Annotated in this window: 15 protein-coding genes and 1 other RNA gene; 8 read left to right on the plus strand and 8 right to left on the minus strand. The window is 57.6% G+C overall.

The window, feature by feature from the left end; translation table 11 throughout:
• The first annotated feature begins 94 nt into the window (after window positions 1-94).
• Window positions 95-3,796 (plus strand): AsmA family protein, encoded by a 3,702-nt coding sequence (locus tag QK300_RS03315; protein ID WP_281300425.1) that lies wholly within the window; start codon window positions 95-97, stop codon window positions 3,794-3,796.
• Here QK300_RS03315 and QK300_RS03320 read toward each other — a convergent pair.
• From QK300_RS03320 to QK300_RS03330, 3 genes are all read right to left on the minus strand, one after another.
• Complete coding sequence (locus QK300_RS03320; RefSeq protein ID WP_281300424.1) at window positions 3,742-4,023, minus strand: ribbon-helix-helix domain-containing protein; 282 nt, start codon at window positions 4,021-4,023, stop codon at window positions 3,742-3,744. The genes QK300_RS03315 and QK300_RS03320 overlap by 55 nt on opposite strands.
• A gap of 7 nt (window positions 4,024-4,030) precedes the next feature.
• Entirely contained in the window at window positions 4,031-5,458 is a 1,428-nt protein-coding gene (gene fumC / locus QK300_RS03325) for a class II fumarate hydratase (RefSeq protein ID WP_281300423.1), read from the minus strand.
• Between the two features lie 133 nt (window positions 5,459-5,591).
• Window positions 5,592-6,233: a ClpXP protease specificity-enhancing factor SspB gene (locus tag QK300_RS03330; RefSeq protein ID WP_281300422.1), complete on the minus strand. Its 642-nt coding sequence runs from the start codon at window positions 6,231-6,233 to the stop codon at window positions 5,592-5,594.
• 234 nt (window positions 6,234-6,467) lie between these two features.
• On the opposite strand from QK300_RS03330, the gene QK300_RS03335 reads away from it, so the two are divergent.
• The gene (locus tag QK300_RS03335; protein WP_281300421.1) at window positions 6,468-9,473 is read left to right on the plus strand and encodes an insulinase family protein; all 3,006 of its coding nucleotides are present in this window, start codon (window positions 6,468-6,470) and stop codon (window positions 9,471-9,473) included.
• 31 nt (window positions 9,474-9,504) lie between these two features.
• Here QK300_RS03335 and ssrA read toward each other — a convergent pair.
• Window positions 9,505-9,922: a transfer-messenger RNA gene (gene ssrA / locus QK300_RS03340) on the minus strand.
• A gap of 44 nt (window positions 9,923-9,966) precedes the next feature.
• Here ssrA and QK300_RS03345 point away from each other — a divergent pair.
• Entirely contained in the window at window positions 9,967-10,875 is a 909-nt protein-coding gene (locus QK300_RS03345; RefSeq protein WP_281300420.1) for a LysR family transcriptional regulator, read from the plus strand.
• A gap of 20 nt (window positions 10,876-10,895) precedes the next feature.
• Here QK300_RS03345 and QK300_RS03350 read toward each other — a convergent pair whose 3' ends face one another.
• A complete protein-coding gene (locus tag QK300_RS03350; protein ID WP_281300419.1) occupies window positions 10,896-12,296 on the minus strand; it encodes a globin-coupled sensor protein in 1,401 nt (466 codons plus the stop codon).
• 246 nt (window positions 12,297-12,542) lie between these two features.
• Between QK300_RS03350 and QK300_RS03355 the strand changes: the two genes are divergently transcribed.
• A complete protein-coding gene (locus QK300_RS03355; protein WP_281300477.1) occupies window positions 12,543-13,337 on the plus strand; it encodes a thymidylate synthase in 795 nt (264 codons plus the stop codon).
• 93 nt (window positions 13,338-13,430) lie between these two features.
• On the plus strand, window positions 13,431-13,715 hold the full coding sequence (locus QK300_RS03360; protein ID WP_281300418.1) for a hypothetical protein: 285 nt from the start codon (window positions 13,431-13,433) through the stop codon (window positions 13,713-13,715).
• A 23-nt stretch (window positions 13,716-13,738) separates the two neighbouring features.
• On the opposite strand, the gene QK300_RS03365 is transcribed toward QK300_RS03360, so the two are convergent.
• Window positions 13,739-14,557 (minus strand): alpha/beta fold hydrolase, encoded by an 819-nt coding sequence (locus QK300_RS03365; protein ID WP_281300417.1) that lies wholly within the window; start codon window positions 14,555-14,557, stop codon window positions 13,739-13,741.
• Window positions 14,558-14,626: 69 nt separating this feature from the next.
• Here QK300_RS03365 and QK300_RS03370 point away from each other — a divergent pair, with 69 nt between their 5' ends.
• Entirely contained in the window at window positions 14,627-15,130 is a 504-nt protein-coding gene (locus tag QK300_RS03370) for a dihydrofolate reductase (RefSeq protein ID WP_281300416.1), read from the plus strand.
• 9 nt (window positions 15,131-15,139) lie between these two features.
• Here the strand turns inward: QK300_RS03370 and QK300_RS03375 are convergent, their stop codons facing one another.
• Both QK300_RS03375 and QK300_RS03380 read right to left on the minus strand, forming a co-directional pair.
• Window positions 15,140-16,063 (minus strand): alpha/beta hydrolase, encoded by a 924-nt coding sequence (locus QK300_RS03375; protein WP_281300415.1) that lies wholly within the window; start codon window positions 16,061-16,063, stop codon window positions 15,140-15,142.
• Entirely contained in the window at window positions 16,060-16,965 is a 906-nt protein-coding gene (locus QK300_RS03380) for an MBL fold metallo-hydrolase (RefSeq protein ID WP_281300414.1), read from the minus strand. The genes QK300_RS03375 and QK300_RS03380 overlap by 4 nt, the downstream gene beginning before the upstream one ends.
• A gap of 288 nt (window positions 16,966-17,253) precedes the next feature.
• Here QK300_RS03380 and QK300_RS03385 point away from each other — a divergent pair, with 288 nt between their 5' ends.
• Together QK300_RS03385 and QK300_RS03390 are read left to right on the plus strand one after the other, a co-directional pair.
• Window positions 17,254-18,375, plus strand: a complete 1,122-nt coding sequence (locus tag QK300_RS03385; RefSeq protein WP_281300413.1) for a saccharopine dehydrogenase C-terminal domain-containing protein — start codon at window positions 17,254-17,256, stop codon at window positions 18,373-18,375.
• A 14-nt stretch (window positions 18,376-18,389) separates the two neighbouring features.
• On the plus strand, window positions 18,390-20,093 hold the full coding sequence (locus tag QK300_RS03390; protein ID WP_281300412.1) for a thiamine pyrophosphate-dependent enzyme: 1,704 nt from the start codon (window positions 18,390-18,392) through the stop codon (window positions 20,091-20,093).
• Window positions 20,094-20,148 lie beyond the last annotated feature (55 nt).

The raw sequence follows: 20,148 nt of genomic DNA on the forward strand, positions 1-20,148 counted from the left end.
GCAGCTCTTTCCTGATAGCCTTTGGGGCATGGGATGTGCCATTGATCACTGATAGGCAGTGCGGGGCGCGGTTGCAAGTACGAGGCGACGAGGGATGCAGGAAGACGAGCAGCAAAAACCCCCTAAATCCAGCCTGAACAGTGTCTTTTGGCGCAGGGCGGGCTGGGCAATGCTTGGCCTTGTTCTCAGCCTGCTGGCGCTGGCGATGATCGCGCCATTGTTCATCGATTGGAATGCTTATCGCCCCCGGATGGAGGCAGCCCTTGCCGCGGCCACCGGGCGGGATGTGGTGATCGGCGGGGATTTATCTGTGCGCACCGTGCCTGCTTTGGCCCTGCGCGCGGGGGATGTGCGGATCGGCAATCATGAGGGAGGTGTGGCCGCCAATCTGGTGGCGATGGATCGCTTTGATGTGGTGATCGCGCTTTTCCCGCTTTTAAAGGGTGATCTGAAAATCCGCCGGATCGCGCTTCTTGCCCCCATCGTCGCTTTGGAGCGGAGCGCGGATGGCCGGGAGAATTGGCGGCTGCCGATCTTTATGTCGCCTGAAGCCGGAGAGCCTTCCGCAGTCGCAACGCCAAGCGGGACGGTGGGCGATCGCGATCGCTTCAGCCTTGATGATCTGCGAATCAAAAACGGCGTCGTGCGCTATCATGATGATCAATCGGACAGGACTTTCCATCTGAATGAGATCGATATCGCGCTTGAGGTGCAGGCTTTGGCGGGGCCTTATCGCCTTCAAATGGCGGCGCAATCAGGCGATATTCCCCTTGAACTGGAGCTGAAAGCGGATCGCTTTGCCCCGGATCGGCGCACGCCTTTATCGGTGCGGCTCGAAATTGATGAAGCGCGGCTCGGTCTTTCAGGTTGGATCAGGCAAAAGGCCGTCCCCCTATCCGATGCCGATCCTCTTTCATCCATGAAGGCTTTGCCCGATTTTTCGTTCAAGCTCGATGCAAAAACCGATGATCTGGGCCAATTTCTGGGGAATTTCGAGGCGGTGGCCCGCGCTTTTTTGCCCATCGCATGGCTTCAGGCGATCCAGAATCTGCCCCAAACCCCCGGGCTGGACAAAGCTTTTGATCTGAAGGCCCGCTTGCTGTCGGATGGATCGCTGACACTGGATGATCTGCGCGGCAAATTTGGCAAAACCGGATTTGATGGCCGGGGCCAATATGTGCCCGGCGCGGCCCCCCGGCTGGCCGTGGATTTTCATGCCGATCAGCTTGATCTCGATCCTTTTTTCGCCGCCTCCCCGGCAAAAACCGATGGCCGCACCGCGTTTAAACCTGATGTGGGGGATGAGACATCGCTTCTGCCCACTGATCTGGCGCTCGATCTTTCGGTGGCCATCGATGCCGCACGCTATCGCGATCAGGTGATCAGCCGCATCGGGCTCAAAGCCCATGCCGATGAAGGGGCTGTGGTGATTGATCAGGCATCAGCCAATCTGCCCGGCGCATCCGATCTGTCTTTCAAGGGGCGGATGGGCGGATCATGGGCCGTGCCAAAGCTTGCGGGCGAGATGGCTGCATCCTCAAGCAATCTGCGGGCTTTGCTCGGCTGGTTGGGGATCGAGCCCTTATCCGCATCCGATGGGCGGCAGGAGGTGCTCAACCGTTTTTCAGTCTCCGCCCATGTCGCTGCCGACCCCACAATGCTGGCGCTTGATGATCTGGCTTTGGTGCTCGATGCCAGCCGCATCAGCGGGCGTCTGGCCCTCAGCGGTTTTGATGGCCCTTTGGGATTGGCCGCCGATCTCGATCTTGATCGCCTTGATCTTGATGATTATCTCGGCCCCGCCCCGGCCGATGCTCCGCCTTTCAGCCTCAAATCCATGGCGGAAATGGCCAATGAGGGCTTAAGGCTGCTTGCGCCTTATGATCTGGATATGAAGCTCAAGGCCCGGCGATTGACCATCATGGGCCAAATCCTGCGCGCTATCAGCCTTGGTGCGCAAACGCTGAATGCGGGGGGCCAACAGGCGGCATTCACCATCGAATCCCTCGATCTCAAAGGCCCGGCAGACAGCAGCCTTGGCTTATCCGGCAGCTTTCGCGCGGGCGATGGGGGGCCTCAGATCGATGGCTTGATCCGGCTCGCGAGCCCCGATCCCGCCGCCCTTCTGGCGCAGTTGAAAGCGGGGGGGGCGGATATATCCGCGCTTGAACTGATCGCTGATCTGGGGCCTGTGGCGATTGAGGGGCGCATCACCGGGCCCTTGGCTGATACCGAGATGGACATGACCGCCCGGCTGGCCGGGGGGCGGATGACCCTGCGCGGCAAGCCCGGGCCTTTGGGTCTGGCCCCGGATGGCCCCATTGATCTTGCTCTTGGCTTTGATCATCCCTCCCATCGGGCGCTGGCCGAACGCTTTCATCTGCCCGCTTATGCCACGGGCGATGCCTTGCCCGTGCATCTGGATATGCGCTTGGGCGGCCTGCTTTCAGCGGCTGATTTTGCGGGCGAGGGGCGGTTGCTGGGCGGTCAGCTGGAATTTTCGGGGCATGTTTCCCGGGGGTTTTCGACGGATCGCCTGATCGATGTCACCCTTCGCGCCCGGCATCCTGCATTGGGGGCTTTCCTGCGGCAATTGATCCCCGATCATCAGCCCCCGGCCCGGGATTTGGGCGCTGTTGATCTGGCCTTGAAAGCCCGCCACAGTGGGGATGAAGGGCTGGCGATCAATCTGCAGCCATCGCATCTGGGGCAAACCACGCTTGCGGGCAGCTTGCACATCAAACCACAGGAAAAGCGGCCTTTCTGGCAGGTGGATCTGGAATTGGGGGATGTGGTAGCGGCGGATTTTGGGGGCGCTAAGGGGGCGGGGGCTCCATCCTCAAAAAGCCCCATGGAATGGTCCCATGTGCCTTTTGATGCATCGGCACTGGCGCAGATCGATGGCCGGTTTCAGATCCGGGCGAAAAGCCTGCGCCATGGCGCTTTTCTTTTAACGAACCCGGCCTTTGATGGCCGCCTTCAGGATGCAGTTTTAACCATCGAAAGCATCGATGCCGGGCTTTTTGGCGGTCATTTTCTGGCCACAGGGCAGGTGGATGCCACAGCCATGCCCGCGATTGCTTTTGATTTCGATGGGCAATCTTTGGCGATGGCTGAAGTGATGCAAAGCCTTTTTGGCTATCAAACCTTATCCGGGCAGGCGGCGATCAAGGGGAGCCTTTCGGCACAAGGGGCCTCGCCCTTTGATCTGGTTTCGGCCCTGAAGGGGCGGGCGCGGCTCGATATGGCCGATGGGGCGATCAGGGCTTTTGATCTGCCCGGATTGATCAGCCGCATTCAATCGGCCAAAAAACCGGCCGATCTGGCGGGTCTGGCGCAGCGATCCTTTGGCGGGGGGCGCACCGCTTTCAGCCATTTGGGGGCGGATTTAGTGGCCGACAAAGGCATGATCAGCAGCGATCAGATCAGGGCCGATCTGGCGGGCGGTGTGCTCGATGGTCGCGCCACCCTTGATCTGGCGGCCTGGGCCCTGTCGATGAAGGGCAAGGTGGCATTGGGTGCTTTCCCCAAAGCGCCGGCCATCGGCTTTGATCTGGGGGGATCGCTGGCGGGGCCACGGGCGGCTTTTGATACCGATCCCTTGCAGCGCTGGCTGGCGGGGCGCTTGGTTGATGATGTGTTCAGGCGGCTTCAACTGCCCGGCAAAGGGCAATTGCGGGCGCCCGAAATCGTGGGGGGGCCAGAAGATGGGCCGGAAAGTGTCAATGACAAGGATCGCGATCAACCCCCCGATGCATCTGCATCCTCTGTTCCCGATCCATCCGGGACCGATTGACGGGCTCGCGCCTTTAATTGATCGAGCACGAACAGGCGCAGGGCGCTGGATAGATTGCCGCGCCTTTCATGATCGATGTCGGTGATGAGCGCATTGATTGATTGATGGCGGATGGCGGCGAGATTTTTCAGTTCCGACCAGAAGGCAGGTTCCAGCGAAATGCTGGTCCGGTGCCCGCTGATCATTACCGAGCGCTTGATCGGGCCAATGTCATCGCCCTCATTCATCTTTTGCTCAGGCTTTGGGGTGAACCATATCCGCCGGGCGCACCGCCTGATCGAATTCCTCGGCGCTGACATAGCCAAGCTTCAAGGCCGCTTCTTTTAAAGTGGTGCCGTTTTTATGGGCATCTTTCGCCACCTTGGTGGCCTTGTCATAGCCAATGCTGGGGGCAAGGGCGGTGACCAGCATCAGCGATTCATTGAGCAGGGCATCAATGCGATCTTCATTGGCGGTGATCCCCTGAACGCAACGATCGGTGAAGGATCGCGCCCCATCGGCCAAAAGGCGGATCGATTGCAAAAGATTATAGATCATCACCGGCTTGAAAACATTCAGCTCCATATGGCCGTTCGATCCGGCGATGGTGATGGTCATGTGATTGCCCATCACCTGCGTGCAGACCATGGTCAGGGCTTCGCATTGGGTGGGGTTCACCTTGCCCGGCATGATCGATGAGCCGGGTTCATTTTCCGGCAGGCTCAATTCGCCAAGGCCACAGCGCGGGCCGGAGCCAAGCAAACGGATATCATTGGCGATCTTCATCAGGCTGGCGGCGATCACATTCATCGCGCCCGAGGCTTCGATGATCGCATCATGGGCGGCCAAAGCTTCAAATTTATTTTCGGCGGTGATGAAGGGAAGGCCGGTGCTTTGGGCGATTTCCTGCGCCACGCGCACGGCAAAATCGGGATGCGCATTGATGCCGGTGCCAACCGCCGTGCCGCCCTGGGCGAGCTGGTAAAGGGCGGGCAGCACATCTTTGGCCCGGCGCAGGGCATTTTTAAGCTGATGAGCATAGCCGGAAAATTCCTGGCCCAAAGTGAGGGGGGTGGCATCCTGCAGATGGGTGCGGCCGATCTTGATGATCCCCTCGAAAGCGGCGGATTTTTCGCTGAGCGCCGCCAGCAGATGCTCAAGAGACGGGATCAGGCGGTGGTGGATTTCCTCGACCGCAGCGATATGCATGGCGGTGGGGAAGGTATCGTTCGAGCTTTGCGAGCGATTGCAATGATCATTGGGATGCACCGGATCTTTCGAGCCGATGACCCCGCCGAGAATTTCGATGGCCCGGTTGGAGATCACCTCATTGCTGTTCATATTGCTTTGGGTGCCCGAGCCGGTTTGCCACACCACCAGCGGAAAATGATCATCAAGGGTGCCATCGATCACATCCTGCGCCGCCTGATCAATGGCCTTACCGATGGTCGGTTCCAGCATCCCCAGCGCCATATTGGCCCGGGCGGCGGCCTGTTTGATGATCCCCAAAGCCCGGATCAGGGGCACCGGCATGATTTCGCCGCCAATGGGAAAATTCATCAGGGATCGCTGGGTTTGCGCCCCCCAATATTTATCGGCAGGCACTTTCAATTCGCCAAAACTGTCGCTTTCAAGACGCACGGCATCGGATTTTTGGGAGCCAGTGGCGAGAGGATCAATCATGGCGTTATTCCTTTTTCGTTCAGCCGTTTTTTAAAACAGAAAGAGGCTGGATTTTGAAACGATCAGGTCGCCCGGGATCAGGCGACATCAAGGATGGTCTTGGGCAAAGAAACCGGGATCAGGGAAACCGGGATCAGGGTTTTTTGCGAAAAGCATCAAGGGTGACGACATTGTCGTCGCCGCCGCTTTTGCCCCCCGTTTCGTCTGTTTTGTTGGCACCGCTTTTGCTTTTGGCCGTGTTTTTATTGGGGGCGGCTTTGGGGCTTTTACTGCTTTTGCCCGGCTTGCGGCCCGGGGCTTTGGGATCGGCTTCATCTTCGTGATTGGCGGCGCTATCGGTGGATGTTACCGCGTCGAACGCCGGGAAATCGAGCATATCCCCCGCCCCATCATCATCATGGGCTTCATCCTCGCCAATGGGATCATCCTGAAATTGCAGGGCAAATTGCACCGAAGGATCGACAAAGCCAACCACCGCAGCAAAAGGAATTTCCAGCCGTTCGGGCTTGTGATTGAACGACAGCCCAATGACAAAATGATCATCATGAACCTCAAGCCCCCAGAAGCGATGCTGGACCACGATGGTCATATCATCGGGATAGCGTTCCTGCAGATGGCGGGGGATCATCACGCCGGGGGCGCGGGTGCGAAAGGCGATGTAGAAATGATGGGCGCCGGGCAGGCCATGGTCAACGACCTGCTGCAATATCTCGCGCACCACGCCGCGCAGGGCGTTTTGAACCATTTCATCGTAATTAAACAGGGATTGTGACATAGTTTCAACTTGTTCCGAGGTCTTGTGGTCTTTTTCACGGCTGCCCATGGCAACAGTTCGCAAAAAACATCGTGTTCGGGGCCCTTATAATCTTTCAGCCATAAGCTTACCAGACGCATTATCACAGTTGCACGGAAAAGTCGGCTTGATGGTATGATTTGCCGATCAACTTTGCCACAATGCGATTGATCATCCGCCGTTTTTATATCGTTTTTTTCATCAGAGAGTTCGTTCATGGTTTTGGCAAAATCGCCCCCTCTGTCTGTTTTCGCCGCTCCCTTTTCTTGTTTTTTCCTCGTTCTTTTTTTTGTTGTGGCGGGCCTTGGTGGCGCTGTTGTGCCGGGGGCGAGGGCGGGCGACGATCCTGCTTTCTCAGATGCCGAGGCGGCTTTCCCTCATGCGCTTAATCCTTTTGGATTAAAGCCCGATCCGGCGGTGCGCTGGGGGCGGCTTGATCATGGCCTGCGCTATGCCCTGATGCGCAATGAAACCCCGCGCGATCAGCTCAGCTTTTATCTGCGGGTGGATGTGGGATCATTGGATGAAGAACCCGATCAGGGGGGGATCGCCCATTTTCTGGAACATCTGGCTTTTCAAAAATCGCGCCGGCACCCTGATGAGGGCCTTTTTTCCGAATTGGAACGCATGGGCCTGCAATCGGGGGCCGATAGCAATGCCAGCACCGGATTGGAGGCGACCACCTATCATCTGACCCTGCCCGGCAGTGATTTTGCCCGCGCAGAGCAGCTTCTGGCCGTGCTGCGCGATATTGCCGATGGCCTGCTGATCACCCCCAAGGATGTGGCGCAGGAACGCGCTGTGGTGATCAGCGAACTCATCGCCCGCGATAGCACGGCGGCCAAGGCTTCGCGCGCTTTCATGCGCTTTCTGGCCCCCGATAGCACAGCCGCCGAACAATGGCCGGGGGGTACAAGGGAAAGCCTTGAAACCATTGATGCCGATGATCTCAAAGCTTTTTATCAGGCCCATTATCGGCCTGAGAAAATGATTCTGGTGGTGGTGGGCGATCAGGATGTGGAGAGGATGGAAGCGGCTATTGTGAAGCATTTTGCCGATTTTAAAGGCCGTGGCCCGGCGGCCCCCATGGCGGATGAAGCGGCCATTGCCGATCTGCCCGCCCCGCCGCGCGCTGCCAGCCATATCGCCCCCGGGCTGCGGCCCATGGTGGCGGTCAATTTCGAGCAGGATCGAACAGCCCTTTTGCGCCGATCCATCGCCTATAGCGGGCGCTATCGGCTGGAGCCAGCTGATGCGGATCGCCGGGACGAGATATTGCGCCAATCTTTTGCCTTGGATTTTGCATTGGCCGCCTTTCAGCGCCGGGTGCAGGATTTGATGTTTGGCGCGGATGCGGGCTTCAGCGCGGGCGGGGCCTCTTTCGATCATATTCCAAGGGCGGCCTATTTTTTCGGCTTCAGTTTCACCCCGGCGGGCGATGATTGGCAAAAGGCATTGGCCGTACTTCGGCGTGAAGCGGACCGCCTGCGCCTTTATGGGATCACAGAAGCCGAGCTTGATCTGATGCGGATCAGCCAGAAAAAAGCGCTGGAAACCGCTGCCGAACGGGCGGATACCCGGTCATCGGGGGCATTGGCGTCGCAGATCCTGTCGTCTGTCGCGTCGTCTTATGTGTTTCGCCATCCCCGCGATCAATTGGCGGATTTCGCGCGGGTGGCCGATGCCATCACGACTGATGATGTAAAAACGGCGGTGCGGGGCCTGTTTTACGCTGGTGATCATGGGGCGCTGCGCCAACCGCTGATTTTTGTGCGCCAGGGTGAAAGCGCGCCCGAGGATGCCGGGGGAAAGGATCTGGATGCGGCCGGGATCATGGCGGCGTGGGATCAAGCCGGGGATCAAAAGCCCCCGCCATGGGAAATGGCCGCCCGCAGTGATTTTGCCTATCAATCCTTTGGCCCCCCGGGCACGGTGATCCAAAGGGAAGAGATCGCGGATTTCGGGATTTTTCGCCTGCATTTTGCCAATCAGGCGGTGGCCCAGATCAAGGAAAGCGATCTGGAACAAAATCTTGTGCGCTTTTCGATCCGTGTGGGGAATGGCCTTTCCCTTTATCATCCCGATGAAGCCGGTTTGATCCTGAAAACCCGGCAATTGGCAGTTTTGGGCGGTTTGGGCGCGCATGATTTTCAGGCATTGGCGGCGATCATGGCCGATCAATCACTATCGGTTTCCCTGTCCATTGATCCTGAGGGCATCAGGATTTTGGGGGCGGCCATCGTGGAAGATTTACCCTTGGCCCTGAATTATGCCACGGCGATGCTCAGTGATCTGGCGTTTCGCGCCGAAGCCGAGCCCCTTTATGAACGGGGGGTGACCCAGCTTTATACCGGGCTGCGCTCCAGCCCGCAGGCGGTGATGCAGGTGGATGGCCTGCCCTTTGTTCTGGCAGGGGATCGCCGCAAAATCGGCCTGCCCGAAAGCCTTGAAAAAGCCCTGGCCCCGGATCGTGAGGCGATCATGGCGCGGATCAAGCCTTTCCTGCTCAGCGATTTTCTGGAAATATCGCTGGTGGGGGCGATCGGGCTGGCGGAAGCGGAAACCCTTTTGGCAAGCACCGTGGGGGCCTTGCCCGAACGCGCGGCACAGCCCGCCCAAAGCCTGCCCATCATCCCCAGCTATGCCGAAAATGGTGCCAGCGCCTCGTTCACTTATAGGGGCGAGGATGCGGGATCGCAAAATGTGCTGTTCTGGCCGGTGCGTGATGAAATCCCAAGGAAAAAGGCGCTGGCCCTGCATCTGCTGACCAGCGTGCTTTCGATCAAAGCGCGGGAGGATGTGCGGGAAATGGATGGCCTGTCTTATGCGCCCCGGGCTTCGTGGCAGCTTGCCTCAGGTTTAAGCTATCGCGGGTTGATCAGCCTGTCTGCCGATAGCGATGCCCTGCGTAGCGATGCGGTGATAAAGGCGTTAAAGGCTTTGCTCGATGATGTGGCGGATCATCCCATCAGTGATGATCTGCTGGATCGGGCACGATTGCCCGTTGTGGAACAATTGAGCCGCTGGCGCGATAGTAATGAAGGCTGGCTTTTCGGGGTTTTGGAAGGGTTGAGCCATGCCCCGGATCGCCTTGATCGCTATCGCACCGTGGCGGCCGATTATAGCGCGATCACCGCCCGGGATGTGCAGGAAGCCGCCCAATGGCTGCGGCAAACGGGGGCACCGATCAAGGTGATCGTGGAGCCCGATCAGAAATCATGAGGGTGTGAAGATATAGGGGGATGCAAAAATGCGTGGAGGGCTTCTGTTGCCCGGTGCCCTCCGAACCGCGGGAATGCTTCTGTTACCCGGCGCACCCCATAAACCGTGCTGATTGCTCTGTAACTTAAACCGCTAGGTTTTTGTTACGCTGCAACAGCAAATGCCTCATTATCATTGGCATTTGTGAATATGGCCCATCAACGGCGGAACCATCCCGGGCAGAAAGTATCGTCTTTCAGCACATGTCGAGCCTATTTCGCCCCCATCAGCAAGGATCGTACTTTTGATCAATTCATGGCCACAAAGCCATTTCATGAAGCCGATCCCTGATGGTGGAGGCGCCGGGTACCGCCCCCGGGTCCATAATGCCTATTTCACGCACCGTTTACTGCCATAGTCGGTTGCCCGACAGGATCTATATAGGCATGTTTTGGTTTCTGTTAAAGAGGCAAAGACGGCAAAATCGATGGGCCGATAAGGGGAAGATCAGGCAATGGATCAATTGACCGCTTTGCGGGTGTTTATCAAAATTGCTGAAAGCGGCAGCTTTTCAAAGGCGGCGCGCAAGCTGGGGATGTCGAAATCCGCGGTCTCGAAAGCGGTGTCATCTTTGGAAGATCATCTGGGCGCCCGGCTTTTATATCGCACCACAAGGCAGGTGAACCTGACCGAAGAAGGGCGGGCCTATCGGGATCGGGCACTGCGGATCATCGAGGATCTGGCCGATGCCGATACGGCGGTCTCAAGCCTCAATGCCGAACCGCGTGGCACATTGCGGGTGAGCAGTGCGCTCAGTTTCGGGATCAGGCATATCGCGCCCGCCTTGCCGGATTTTTTGCTTCGCCATCCTGATCTGACCGTGGATATGGATTTCAATGATCGATTCGTCGATCTGGTGGAAGAAGGCTATGATATTGCCATCCGCATCGGGGCGATGGCCGATTCAAGCCTGATCAGCCGCAAAATCGCCAGCGCCCGCATGGTGATCGCGGCTGGTACGGGTTATCTCGAACGCTTTGGCACTCCTCAAAAGCCCGAGGATCTGGCCCACCATGATTGCCTGATCTATCGCGGACGCCACAGCCCCGATGAGTGGATTTTCCATGATCGCGCGGGCACGCGTGCATCGGTCAAGGTATCGGGGCCGCTTTTTGCCAATAATGGCGAAGCCCTGAAGGAAGCGGCGCGCCATGATCTGGGGATCGTGGCCATCCCCAGTTTTTTACTGAACCCCGATCTGGAGCAGGAGGGGCTGGTGGAAATCCTTGCCCATTATTCGCAGGAAGATCTGCCGGTTCAGGCGGTTTATCCCCCCAATCGCCATTTGAGCACGAAAGTCAGGCGGTTCATCGATTTTCTGGCGGATCGCTTTGCCACGGCGCAGGGCTGGTCCAATCGCTGACCGCAAAGATTTTTAGAGGATCAGGCCGGTTTCGCGCTGTCATTGGTGATGGCGGTGAGGAATTGATTGATCTTGGTCGATAAGGTTTCCGTGAGGCCGAACACATCTTCGGCCAATTGCCGCACATCCGCCATTGAATGGCCGATATTGCCCGCCGCATCCGAAACTTCGGAAATATTGCCCGAAACATCCTGGCTGCGCTCTGAAGCCACGGTCACGGATCGGGTGATTTCCTCAATGGCCTGGGTCTGTTCATTGATCATCGCGCCGATTTCTTCCGAGATCGAGGTGACCCGTTCAATCGCCGAGCCAAGGCGCTGATTGGCATCCACGGCTTCCCGCGTGGCCGATTGCACCGATGAAACCTGGCTGGCGATTTCCTTGGTCGCCTGCGCGGTTTGCCCGGCCAACGCCTTCACCTCATTGGCCACCACCGCAAAGCCGCGCCCGGCTTCCCCGGCGCGGGCGGCCTCGATGGTGGCATTCAGGGCCAGAAGATTGGTTTGGCCGGCAATATCATCGATCAGCTTCACCACATGGCCGATTTTATTGGCATAGCCCGCCAGACTATCGATTACCGAACGGGCGGTGCTCGCCTCCACGGATGCCTCGCCAGAGGCCGAAGCGGATCGCTGGACATGCTCATTCATCGCATTCACCGATGCCGATAATTCTTCGGCGGCAGCGGCAGCGGTGCGCACATTATCGGCGCTGGAATCGGCGGCGTCCGAAACGGTGGCGCTGGTGGCGCTCATCTGTTCGATGGCGCTACTCACATCAACGGCATTGGTGCGCATGCTTTGGGCGGCGTCTGTCACCTGTTTCAGGGCGCTGACCACATCCTGTTCAAAACGGGTGCCATGCTGCTTTAAAAGCGCTTCGGCTTCTTCGCGCACCAGTTCATGATTGGTGGATGACATGATTTCGTTCATCAAAAAATTATGCCGGTTCAGCGCCACAATCGCCCGGGTGCGTTCGCCGCGATCCTCGATCCCTTCGATTGATGCTTTGATGAATCGATCATAAAGGGTGGCATAAGCGGGCAGATAAAAACGCGGCCCCAAACCAATGCGGTGCATATAGGCGCCGCGCTCGGAAATGACCTGCCCATAGCGGCGATCCATCCGCCCGGTAAACATGAATGACCAGAATTCCACCTGACGGGCCTTGATCCTGGGCAGCCGTGATGTATCGATGGCCTGGCGCGCTTCTTCATGCACTAAAAGCGTGTCGAAAAATGCGGTGAGATAGTCATCGATATGGGGGGCAATGATTGGCCAGATGGGGGCCAGATCATCAGACAGTCGTCCACCATTGGCAAAGCTATCGAGCCGGGGCTGCATTTCCAGCTTTGTGGTGATGTCGCTCACTTCATCCAGAATGCCGGTCGCCGTGGAGATCGTATGTGGTTGGTCGGTCATGATGCGGTCGTGCCCCTTCAGATTGCACCCTCAATCGACCCCGACTATCAGCGCTCAGGGTTAAAAGCCTGTTAAAAAACAATGAGATTAAAATTTTATCTTTTTTATCCGCCTCATCGGCAGCGGCTTTCGAGGGTTCCCTGGTCTGGCTCTTGCCTGCGGGGCATGAGTGGGTTATTTCGACATGTGCTTGTGGTATGAAGCCCGGATGCGGCCGTGATGGCCGAGATAATCGAGATTGAAATCATGCAGCAATATCTGGATCTTTTGCGCAAAATCCGCACCGAAGGGGCGGAGAAAGAAGATCGCACCGGCACCGGCACGCTGTCGATTTTCGGGCATCAGATGCGCTTTGATCTGGCCGAAGGCTTCCCCCTGCTCACCACCAAAAAGCTGCATCTGCGGTCGATCATCTATGAATTGCTGTGGTTTTTGCGCGGCGATACCAATATCGGCTGGCTACAGGATCATGGGGTGGGCATCTGGGATGAATGGGCCGATGCCAAAGGCGATCTGGGGCCGGTTTATGGCAAGCAATGGCGATCATGGGAGGCTGCCGATGGCCGGGTGATTGATCAGATCAGCGCGGTTGTGGATGCGATCAAAAGCAATCCCGATAGCCGCCGATTGATTGTCAGCGCCTGGAACCCTGCCGATGTCGATCAGATGGCCTTGCCGCCCTGCCATTGCCTGTTTCAATTTTATGTCGCCGATGGGCGCTTGTCGTGCCAGCTTTATCAGCGCTCTGCCGATGTGTTTTTGGGCGTGCCGTTCAATATCGCCTCTTATGCCCTCATCACCATGATGATCGCTCAGGTCAGTGGCCTTGAGCCGGGGGATTTCGTGCATAGCCTGGGCGATGCGCATCTTTATAAAAATCACCTGAAACAGGCCGACGAGCAGCTTTTGCGCCTCCCGCGCCCCTTGCCCCGGATGGAGATCAATAAGGCGCGCACATCCCTGTTTGATTTTTGCTATGAGGATTTCAAACTCAAGGATTATGACCCCCATCCCCATATCAAGGCACCGGTTGCGGTGTGAAAAACGTCTCGGATTTTCCCGAAGATGAGAACTTTTGCCGCTGCCCCGGCGTTCATAAGGCATCGGATCATGATGAAGGGAAAGGGGCACGCCATGGCACCGAATGTCTATTATGAAAAGCTGAAGGCAAGCCTGGATGAATGGGAAGCCGAATTGGATAAATTGCAGGCCAAAGCCAGAAAATTTCAGGCAGGCCAGCAGGAAGATTTCAAGCGGCAGGTGGATGAGGTGCGCCGCCAGCGCGACAAGGCCCATGATCTGATCAAAGGCTTGGAAAGCTCCAGCGAAAGCGCCTTCAACGAGATGCGCAAAGGGGCGGAAAAGGCCCTTGATGATATGAATGAAGCCCTCAAAAAGGCCCGCAGCCACTATCAATGAATGATGGGTTTTTTGATCGTTCCTCAGGATGAGGAAGCCGCCAGCGTTTCATAAAAGCGCAGGATCAGCGCATGGCCGCGCGGCTCGAAAAGATCCCAGCCATGGCCCGCGCCATCGATCACATGGCGGGTGATATTGTCATTCCCCGCAGCGGCAAGCCTGACCGATTGATGGGCGGGCACGGTTTGATCATCGCTGCCGTGCAAGATCAGCACCGGTTCCGTTACATCCTTGATATGGCCGATGGAATCGAAGCGATCCGTGAGCAGGGCATCAACAAACCAGCGGGGAAACTGATCATAGCCCATTTCAGCGATCGAGGCGAAGGGGGCGGCCAGAACTACCGAGGCCACATCGCGCTTTGCCGCCAAAGGCACCGCCACCCCGGTTCCCAAAGAATAGCCATAAACATGCACATCCGCTGAGGCGATGCCCCGGGCCTCCAGCCAATCAAGGGCGCTTTGGGCATCGATGAGGAAGCCATCATCGGATAAAGCCCCCGGATTGCCGCCATAGCCGCGATATTCCAGCATCAAAACGCCATAGCCCGCCGCCACCAGGGGGGCTGTGCCCCGCAGATAGCTGCCGATGCTCTTGGAATTTCCATGCAGATATAAAATGCTGGCCATGCCATCGCGGGGCGGGCTCCACCAGGATTGCAAATCCAGCCCATCGGCGGTTTTGATGGTGATCACCTCAACAGGAAAAGGTGATTTTTCGACATCGGCGCGATCAGGGGATGGATTGAAAATGCGATCCTTGTAATAAAGATGCAAACCATAGCCCGAGGCTCCACTCAGGAAAAACAGGGCCACAAAAGCAATGAGCAGTCGTTTGAGCATGGAAAATCCTGATGGAGCGGGGTTATCGATGAAAACTGAAGGCCCTAAGAAAAGCAGGAAGCGCGCCCCTTGGCAAGATTATCACTGATTGTAGCCGCCGCCGAAAATGGCGTGATTGGCGATCAAGGCCGGATGCCATGGCACCTGCCGGCGGATTTGCGCCATTTTCGCAAGCTGACCATGGGAAAGCCGGTGATCATGGGCCGCAAAACCTACGAATCGATTGGCAAGCCCTTAGCGGGGCGCAAAAATATCGTGATCACCCGGCAAATAATGGCCGATGTTCATCCCGATATCATGCTGGCCCATAGCCCTGATGCAGCCCTTGAGCTTGCGCAAGCCTCGCTTGTCGATCCCTGTGATGAGGTGATGATCATCGGCGGTGCTGAAATTTATCGCGCCTTTCTGGATCAGGCGGATCGTATCTACCTCACCCGCGTGCATGGGGTTTATGGAGGCGATGCGGTTTTTCCCGCTTTATCGCCCGCACATTGGCGCGAGATCGGGCGCGAGGATCATCCCGCCAGCGATGGCCAACCGGCTTATTCTTTTATCGAACTGGAAAGAGCCTGATTGTGTGAATCACAGGGCAGGGAGCCGATCATTGGTCCCAAGCTGCTGATCAAGATCAAGAATGGCATCGAGCATGATCTCTTTGGCGTTCCAAGGCAGGAAATGGTCGCCTTCATCGATTCGCACCAGCTTGAAGGGCAGCGCCGGATCGATCATGCGGCGCAGGAAGGCCACATTGGCATAAGGCACCAGATCATCATCGGTGCCATGGACCATGATGGTGGGGGTGGTGAGTTGGGGCAGGCCCAAAGCCAATTCCTTTAATTCGGCCTTGAGGGCGATCAATTCGCGATTGGCATTTTTAAGGGCCCGGGGCAAAGCCCATGACAGCAGAAAACTATCGCCAAGATATTGGATCGCATACACTTTTTCGAGATCGGGATCAAAGGCCCCGGCGGCGAGCACCAGCCCCCCCACCGCATCGGGATAATCAAGCCCGGCCCGTGCCGCCACCGGCCCGCCCAGACTATGGCCTAAAATGATCGGCTTTTGGCCATTTTCGGCAACCAAAAGCGGGGCGAGAGCGGCGGCCTGATCCTTGAGCGAGACCATGGCCCCCTTGGGCTCGCTCTCTCCAAAGCCGGGGCGATCAATGGTGATGAAGCGCAGATTTTGAGCCCGGGGCTGATCCTCGGCATATTGGATGAAGTCTTTCCAAACCTTGGCCGAGCCCGGTGTGCCATGCACCAATATCACCGCGCGTCCATCATTCGGGCCAGCAGCATAGCCGTTGATCCTGATGGTTTGGGGGGTTTCACCGCCAATTTCGACACTATATCCCAAAGGGATGGCATCCCATGCCACGCGCGCAGATGAAATCCCCGGTGGTGAGGCGCAGGCATAAACGCCGCCCAGTATACCTATAATGCCAGCGATCAGCAGGGCGATTTTTCCGGCGCTGCGCCAGCCTCGGCTCCGGGCGGATCGGGTCATGATGCCAGCGGGCTTGAAACAGCCGCCTGCTGGCCCCGAAGCCGATCAAGGGTTCCGGGATCGATCAGCCCGCGCGCCGCCAGATAATCCAGATGCGCCTGCACCGATTGCGCTGCCGCCTGTTCCAGCCTTGGCGACAGACCTTCATAAATATCTGCAACAATCGCATTCGGCGTGGTGCAGCCCCTGGCAAGGCAGGTGATGATCTGCTGTTCGCGATGATGGCGATGCCGGATCAAATCCTGCACATAGGAATGCGGATCATCGATCTGCGGCCCGTGGCTTGGCAGATAGAGCCGATCATCGCGGCCCAGCAGGCGATCAAGGGAGGCCAGATAATGTTCCAGATTGCCAAGGGGCGGCGAGATGACGGTAGTGGACCAGCCCATCACCTGATCGCCGGAAAAAAGAATGCGATTATCATCAAGGGCATAGCATAAATGATTGGGGAAATGCCCGGGCGTGTGAACGGCCCGGATGATCCGCCCATCCACCGCGATTTCATCGCCATCGCCAAGAGCGCGATCGGGGGAAAATTCCAGATCCACATCTTCTTCGGTGAGGGCGGCAATGGCCGGATCAAGGGGGCGATGGCCCATGATCGGGGCACCGCATCGTTCGCTTAAAATCTGCGCCGCCGGGGAATGATCGGCATGGCTGTGGGTGACCAGAATGGCGCACACCGGGCGTTCGTCAATGGCTTTGATCAGCGCTTCAATATGGCTTTCGAGCAGCGGACCGGGATCGATGATCGCCAGTTCCTGTCTGCCGATCAGAAAGCTGTTGGTTCCTTTGAAGGTATAATCCTTGGGATTATTGGCGAGAACACGGCTGATGCCGGGCGCAATATCGATGGCGATGCCATAGGGGATGTCAAAATCACGATTGAATCTGGGAGGCACTGACTTTTGACTCTTCCGGTTTTTTACTGTTCCACCCGATTGCTTCGGGCTTCGGGCTCCTTGTGCCTTGCCATCAGGCGCAGGCACAAGATCTTGGTTTCAAACTGCATATAAGGCATCTTGTTCAGAAGTGAAATCGCCTGTGCACAGATAAGCCCAAATCAGGGGTTCACAAAGTTGTCAGGGGCAGCGTATCAAGGCTGTCTATATAATCTTGATAATCTTTGGGGCGGGATCATTGATAAACCGTAAAAGCGATGATGATCCCCATGCATTCGGGAGCACAAAATGAAGCAGATTCTTTTGCTGGGGGCGGGCAAGATCGGTGAAATGATCGCCACCATGCTGGCGGAAAGCGGCGATTATCAGGTGCGTGTGGCCGATCGCGATGCGGCGGCCCTGGCGCGCATTCTGCCTTCGGGGCGGATCACCACCCAATGCGTGGATTGCACCGATCCCAAGGATCTGGCGGCGGCCATGGCGGGCTGCTTTGCGGTGATGTCGGCGATGCCCTATCATCTCAATCCCCTGATTGGCGAGGTGGCAAAGCAATCGGGATGCCATTATCTTGATCTTACCGAAGATGTGGCCAGCACCCGGGCGATCAAGGCTTTGGCTGAAGGGGCTGCCACCGCCTTCATCCCCCAATGCGGCCTGGCTCCGGGCTTTATTTCCATCGTGGCCCATGATCTGGCGCGGCGGTTTGATAGCCTCCACAGCGTGCAGATGCGGGTGGGGGCCTTGCCGAAATATCCCACCAATGCCTTGCAATATAATCTTACATGGTCAACCGATGGCCTGATCAATGAATATTGCAATCCTTGCGAAGCGGTGGTGAATGGTGCAATGCGCGAGGTGCCGCCTTTAGAGGAAATCGAGCATTTTTCTCTGGATGGGGTGAATTACGAAGCCTTCAACACATCGGGCGGGCTGGGCACTTTGGCCGAAACACTGGCCGGCAAGGTGCAGTATCTCAATTATCGCACGGTCCGCTATCCCGGCCATCGGGATCTGGTGAAAATGCTGTTGCAGGATTTGCGGCTGGCAGAAAATCAGGGGCTTTTAAAGCAGATTTTTGAACATGCGATCCCGGTGACGATGCAGGATGTGGTGCTGATTTTCGTTACCGTTTCGGGGCAAAGGGATGGCCGTTTCATGCAGGAAAGCCATGCCCAAAAGATTTATGCCCATGCCTTGGGCGGACGGGTGTGGAGCGGGATTCAGATCACCACGGCGGCGGGCATCTGCGCGGTTCTCGATCTTTTGGCGCAGGGAAAAATTGCTCAAAAGGGCTTTGTGAAACAGGAAGATATCGGCCTCGATCAGTTCCTTGCCAATCGATTTGGCTGCCATTATGCCCTTGATCAGCCTAATGTTGCCGATGCCCATGCCGGGGCGGCGGTGGCCTGAAGGGGCAAAATTCCATGACATCGAACCCTGATGATAGCATGACCACGGGGGCGCGCCTGCTGGTCGATGCCCTGATCCATCGGGGCGCGCGCATGGCTTTTGGCGTACCCGGCGAAAGCTATCTGGCCGTACTCGATGCCCTTTATGATCAGCAGGATCGTCTGCGCTTCATCACCTGTCGCCATGAAGCGGCCGCCGCCAATATGGCTGAAGCCTATGGCAAGCTGACGGGGCAGCCCGGCCTTGCCTTTGTCACCCGGGGTCCGGGGGCGACCCATGCCAGCATTGGCCTTCACACCGCTTTTCAGGATTCCACCCCGATGATGCTGTTCATCGGGCAGGTGGCGCGGCAGATGATCGACCGCGAAGCCTTTCAGGAAATCGATTATCGCCGGTTCCTGTCGGAAGTCACGAAATGGACCGGCGAGGTGGGTGAGCCCTCCCGCATGACCGAATATGTGGGCCGCGCGTGGTCAACCGCCCTTGCCGGGCGTCAGGGGCCGGTGGCTTTGGCCCTGCCCGAAGATGTGCTGAGCGCCGAATGCGGGGCTGATCCTCATGAGGCTCGCGTTCAAGCATCCCGGCCCGCCCATAAAGCGGTGCAGGCCTCCCCCCATTCTGATGATGTGAGGGCTGTGGCCGAACTCATTTCGCAGGCGAAACGACCATTTATTTTAGCGGGTGGCGGGCCTTGGACAGAACAAGAAGCCAAACAATTGCGGCAGTTTGCGGAAAAGGCGGGGATTCCGCTGGCGGTGTCTTTTCGCGCCCAGTCGCTTGTTGATAATCGCTCCAGCGCTTATGCCGGGCATCTGGGGATCGGGGCTGATCCTGGCCTTGTGGCGCATGTGCAAAAGGCTGATCTGCTGCTGGTTCTCGGCCCCCGTTTGGGGGAGATGACCACCGATGGCTATCGCCGGTTGAAGCCGCCTTATCCGGCGCAAAAAATGGTGCATGTTCATGCCGGGGCCGAAGAATTGGGCCGGGTTTATCAGCCCGATCTGGCGATTAATGCCGCACCCGGGCTGTTTATCGATGCCCTGGCCAATGAAGGCGTGCCAAGGGATGTGGCAGGGCGTTGGGCGGATTGGGGGGCATTGAATGTGGCGCAGGAACGCGCCTGGCGGGCCCCCGTTTCCAATCCGGGCGGGGTGCAGTTGGCCGCCCTTTATGCGCATTTGCGGGCTGCTTTGCCCGATGAGGCGATCATCACCAATGGGGCGGGTAATTATGCCGCTTTTTTGCATCGTTTTTTTGAATATCGCGGCTTTCGCACCCAGCTTGCCCCCACATCCGGGGCCATGGGCTATGCGGTGCCAGCGGGTATCGCCGCCGCCCTTGTGCATCGGGATCGCCCGGTGATATCGGTGGCGGGCGATGGCTGCTTTTTGATGAGCGGCAATGAATTGGCCACAGCGGTGCGCTATCAGGCAAAGCTGGTGTTTTTAGTGCTCAATAATGGCTTTTATGGCACCATCCGGATGCATCAGGAACGCCATTATCCCGGGCGGGTGAGCGGCACCGATCTCAGCAATCCCGATTTCGTGGCCTATGCCCGATCTTTTGGGATGGAGGGATTTCTGGTGGAACACAGCGATGATTTTGCCCCCGCTTTGGCCCGCGCCCGGGCAACGGATGGCCCGGCTTTGATCGAAATCAGGGTGGACAGGGAAGCGATCAGCCCTACCGCCCGGCTTGGAAACCTTGGCCGCGCCTGACATTTTTCACCGCCACAGCGGCGCAGAACAAAACCATTAAACGGAGACAATCCCC

It is taken from the genome of Iodidimonas sp. MBR-22 (assembly GCF_029946565.1).
GTDB lineage: Bacteria > Pseudomonadota > Alphaproteobacteria > Sphingomonadales > Rhodothalassiaceae > Iodidimonas > Iodidimonas nitroreducens.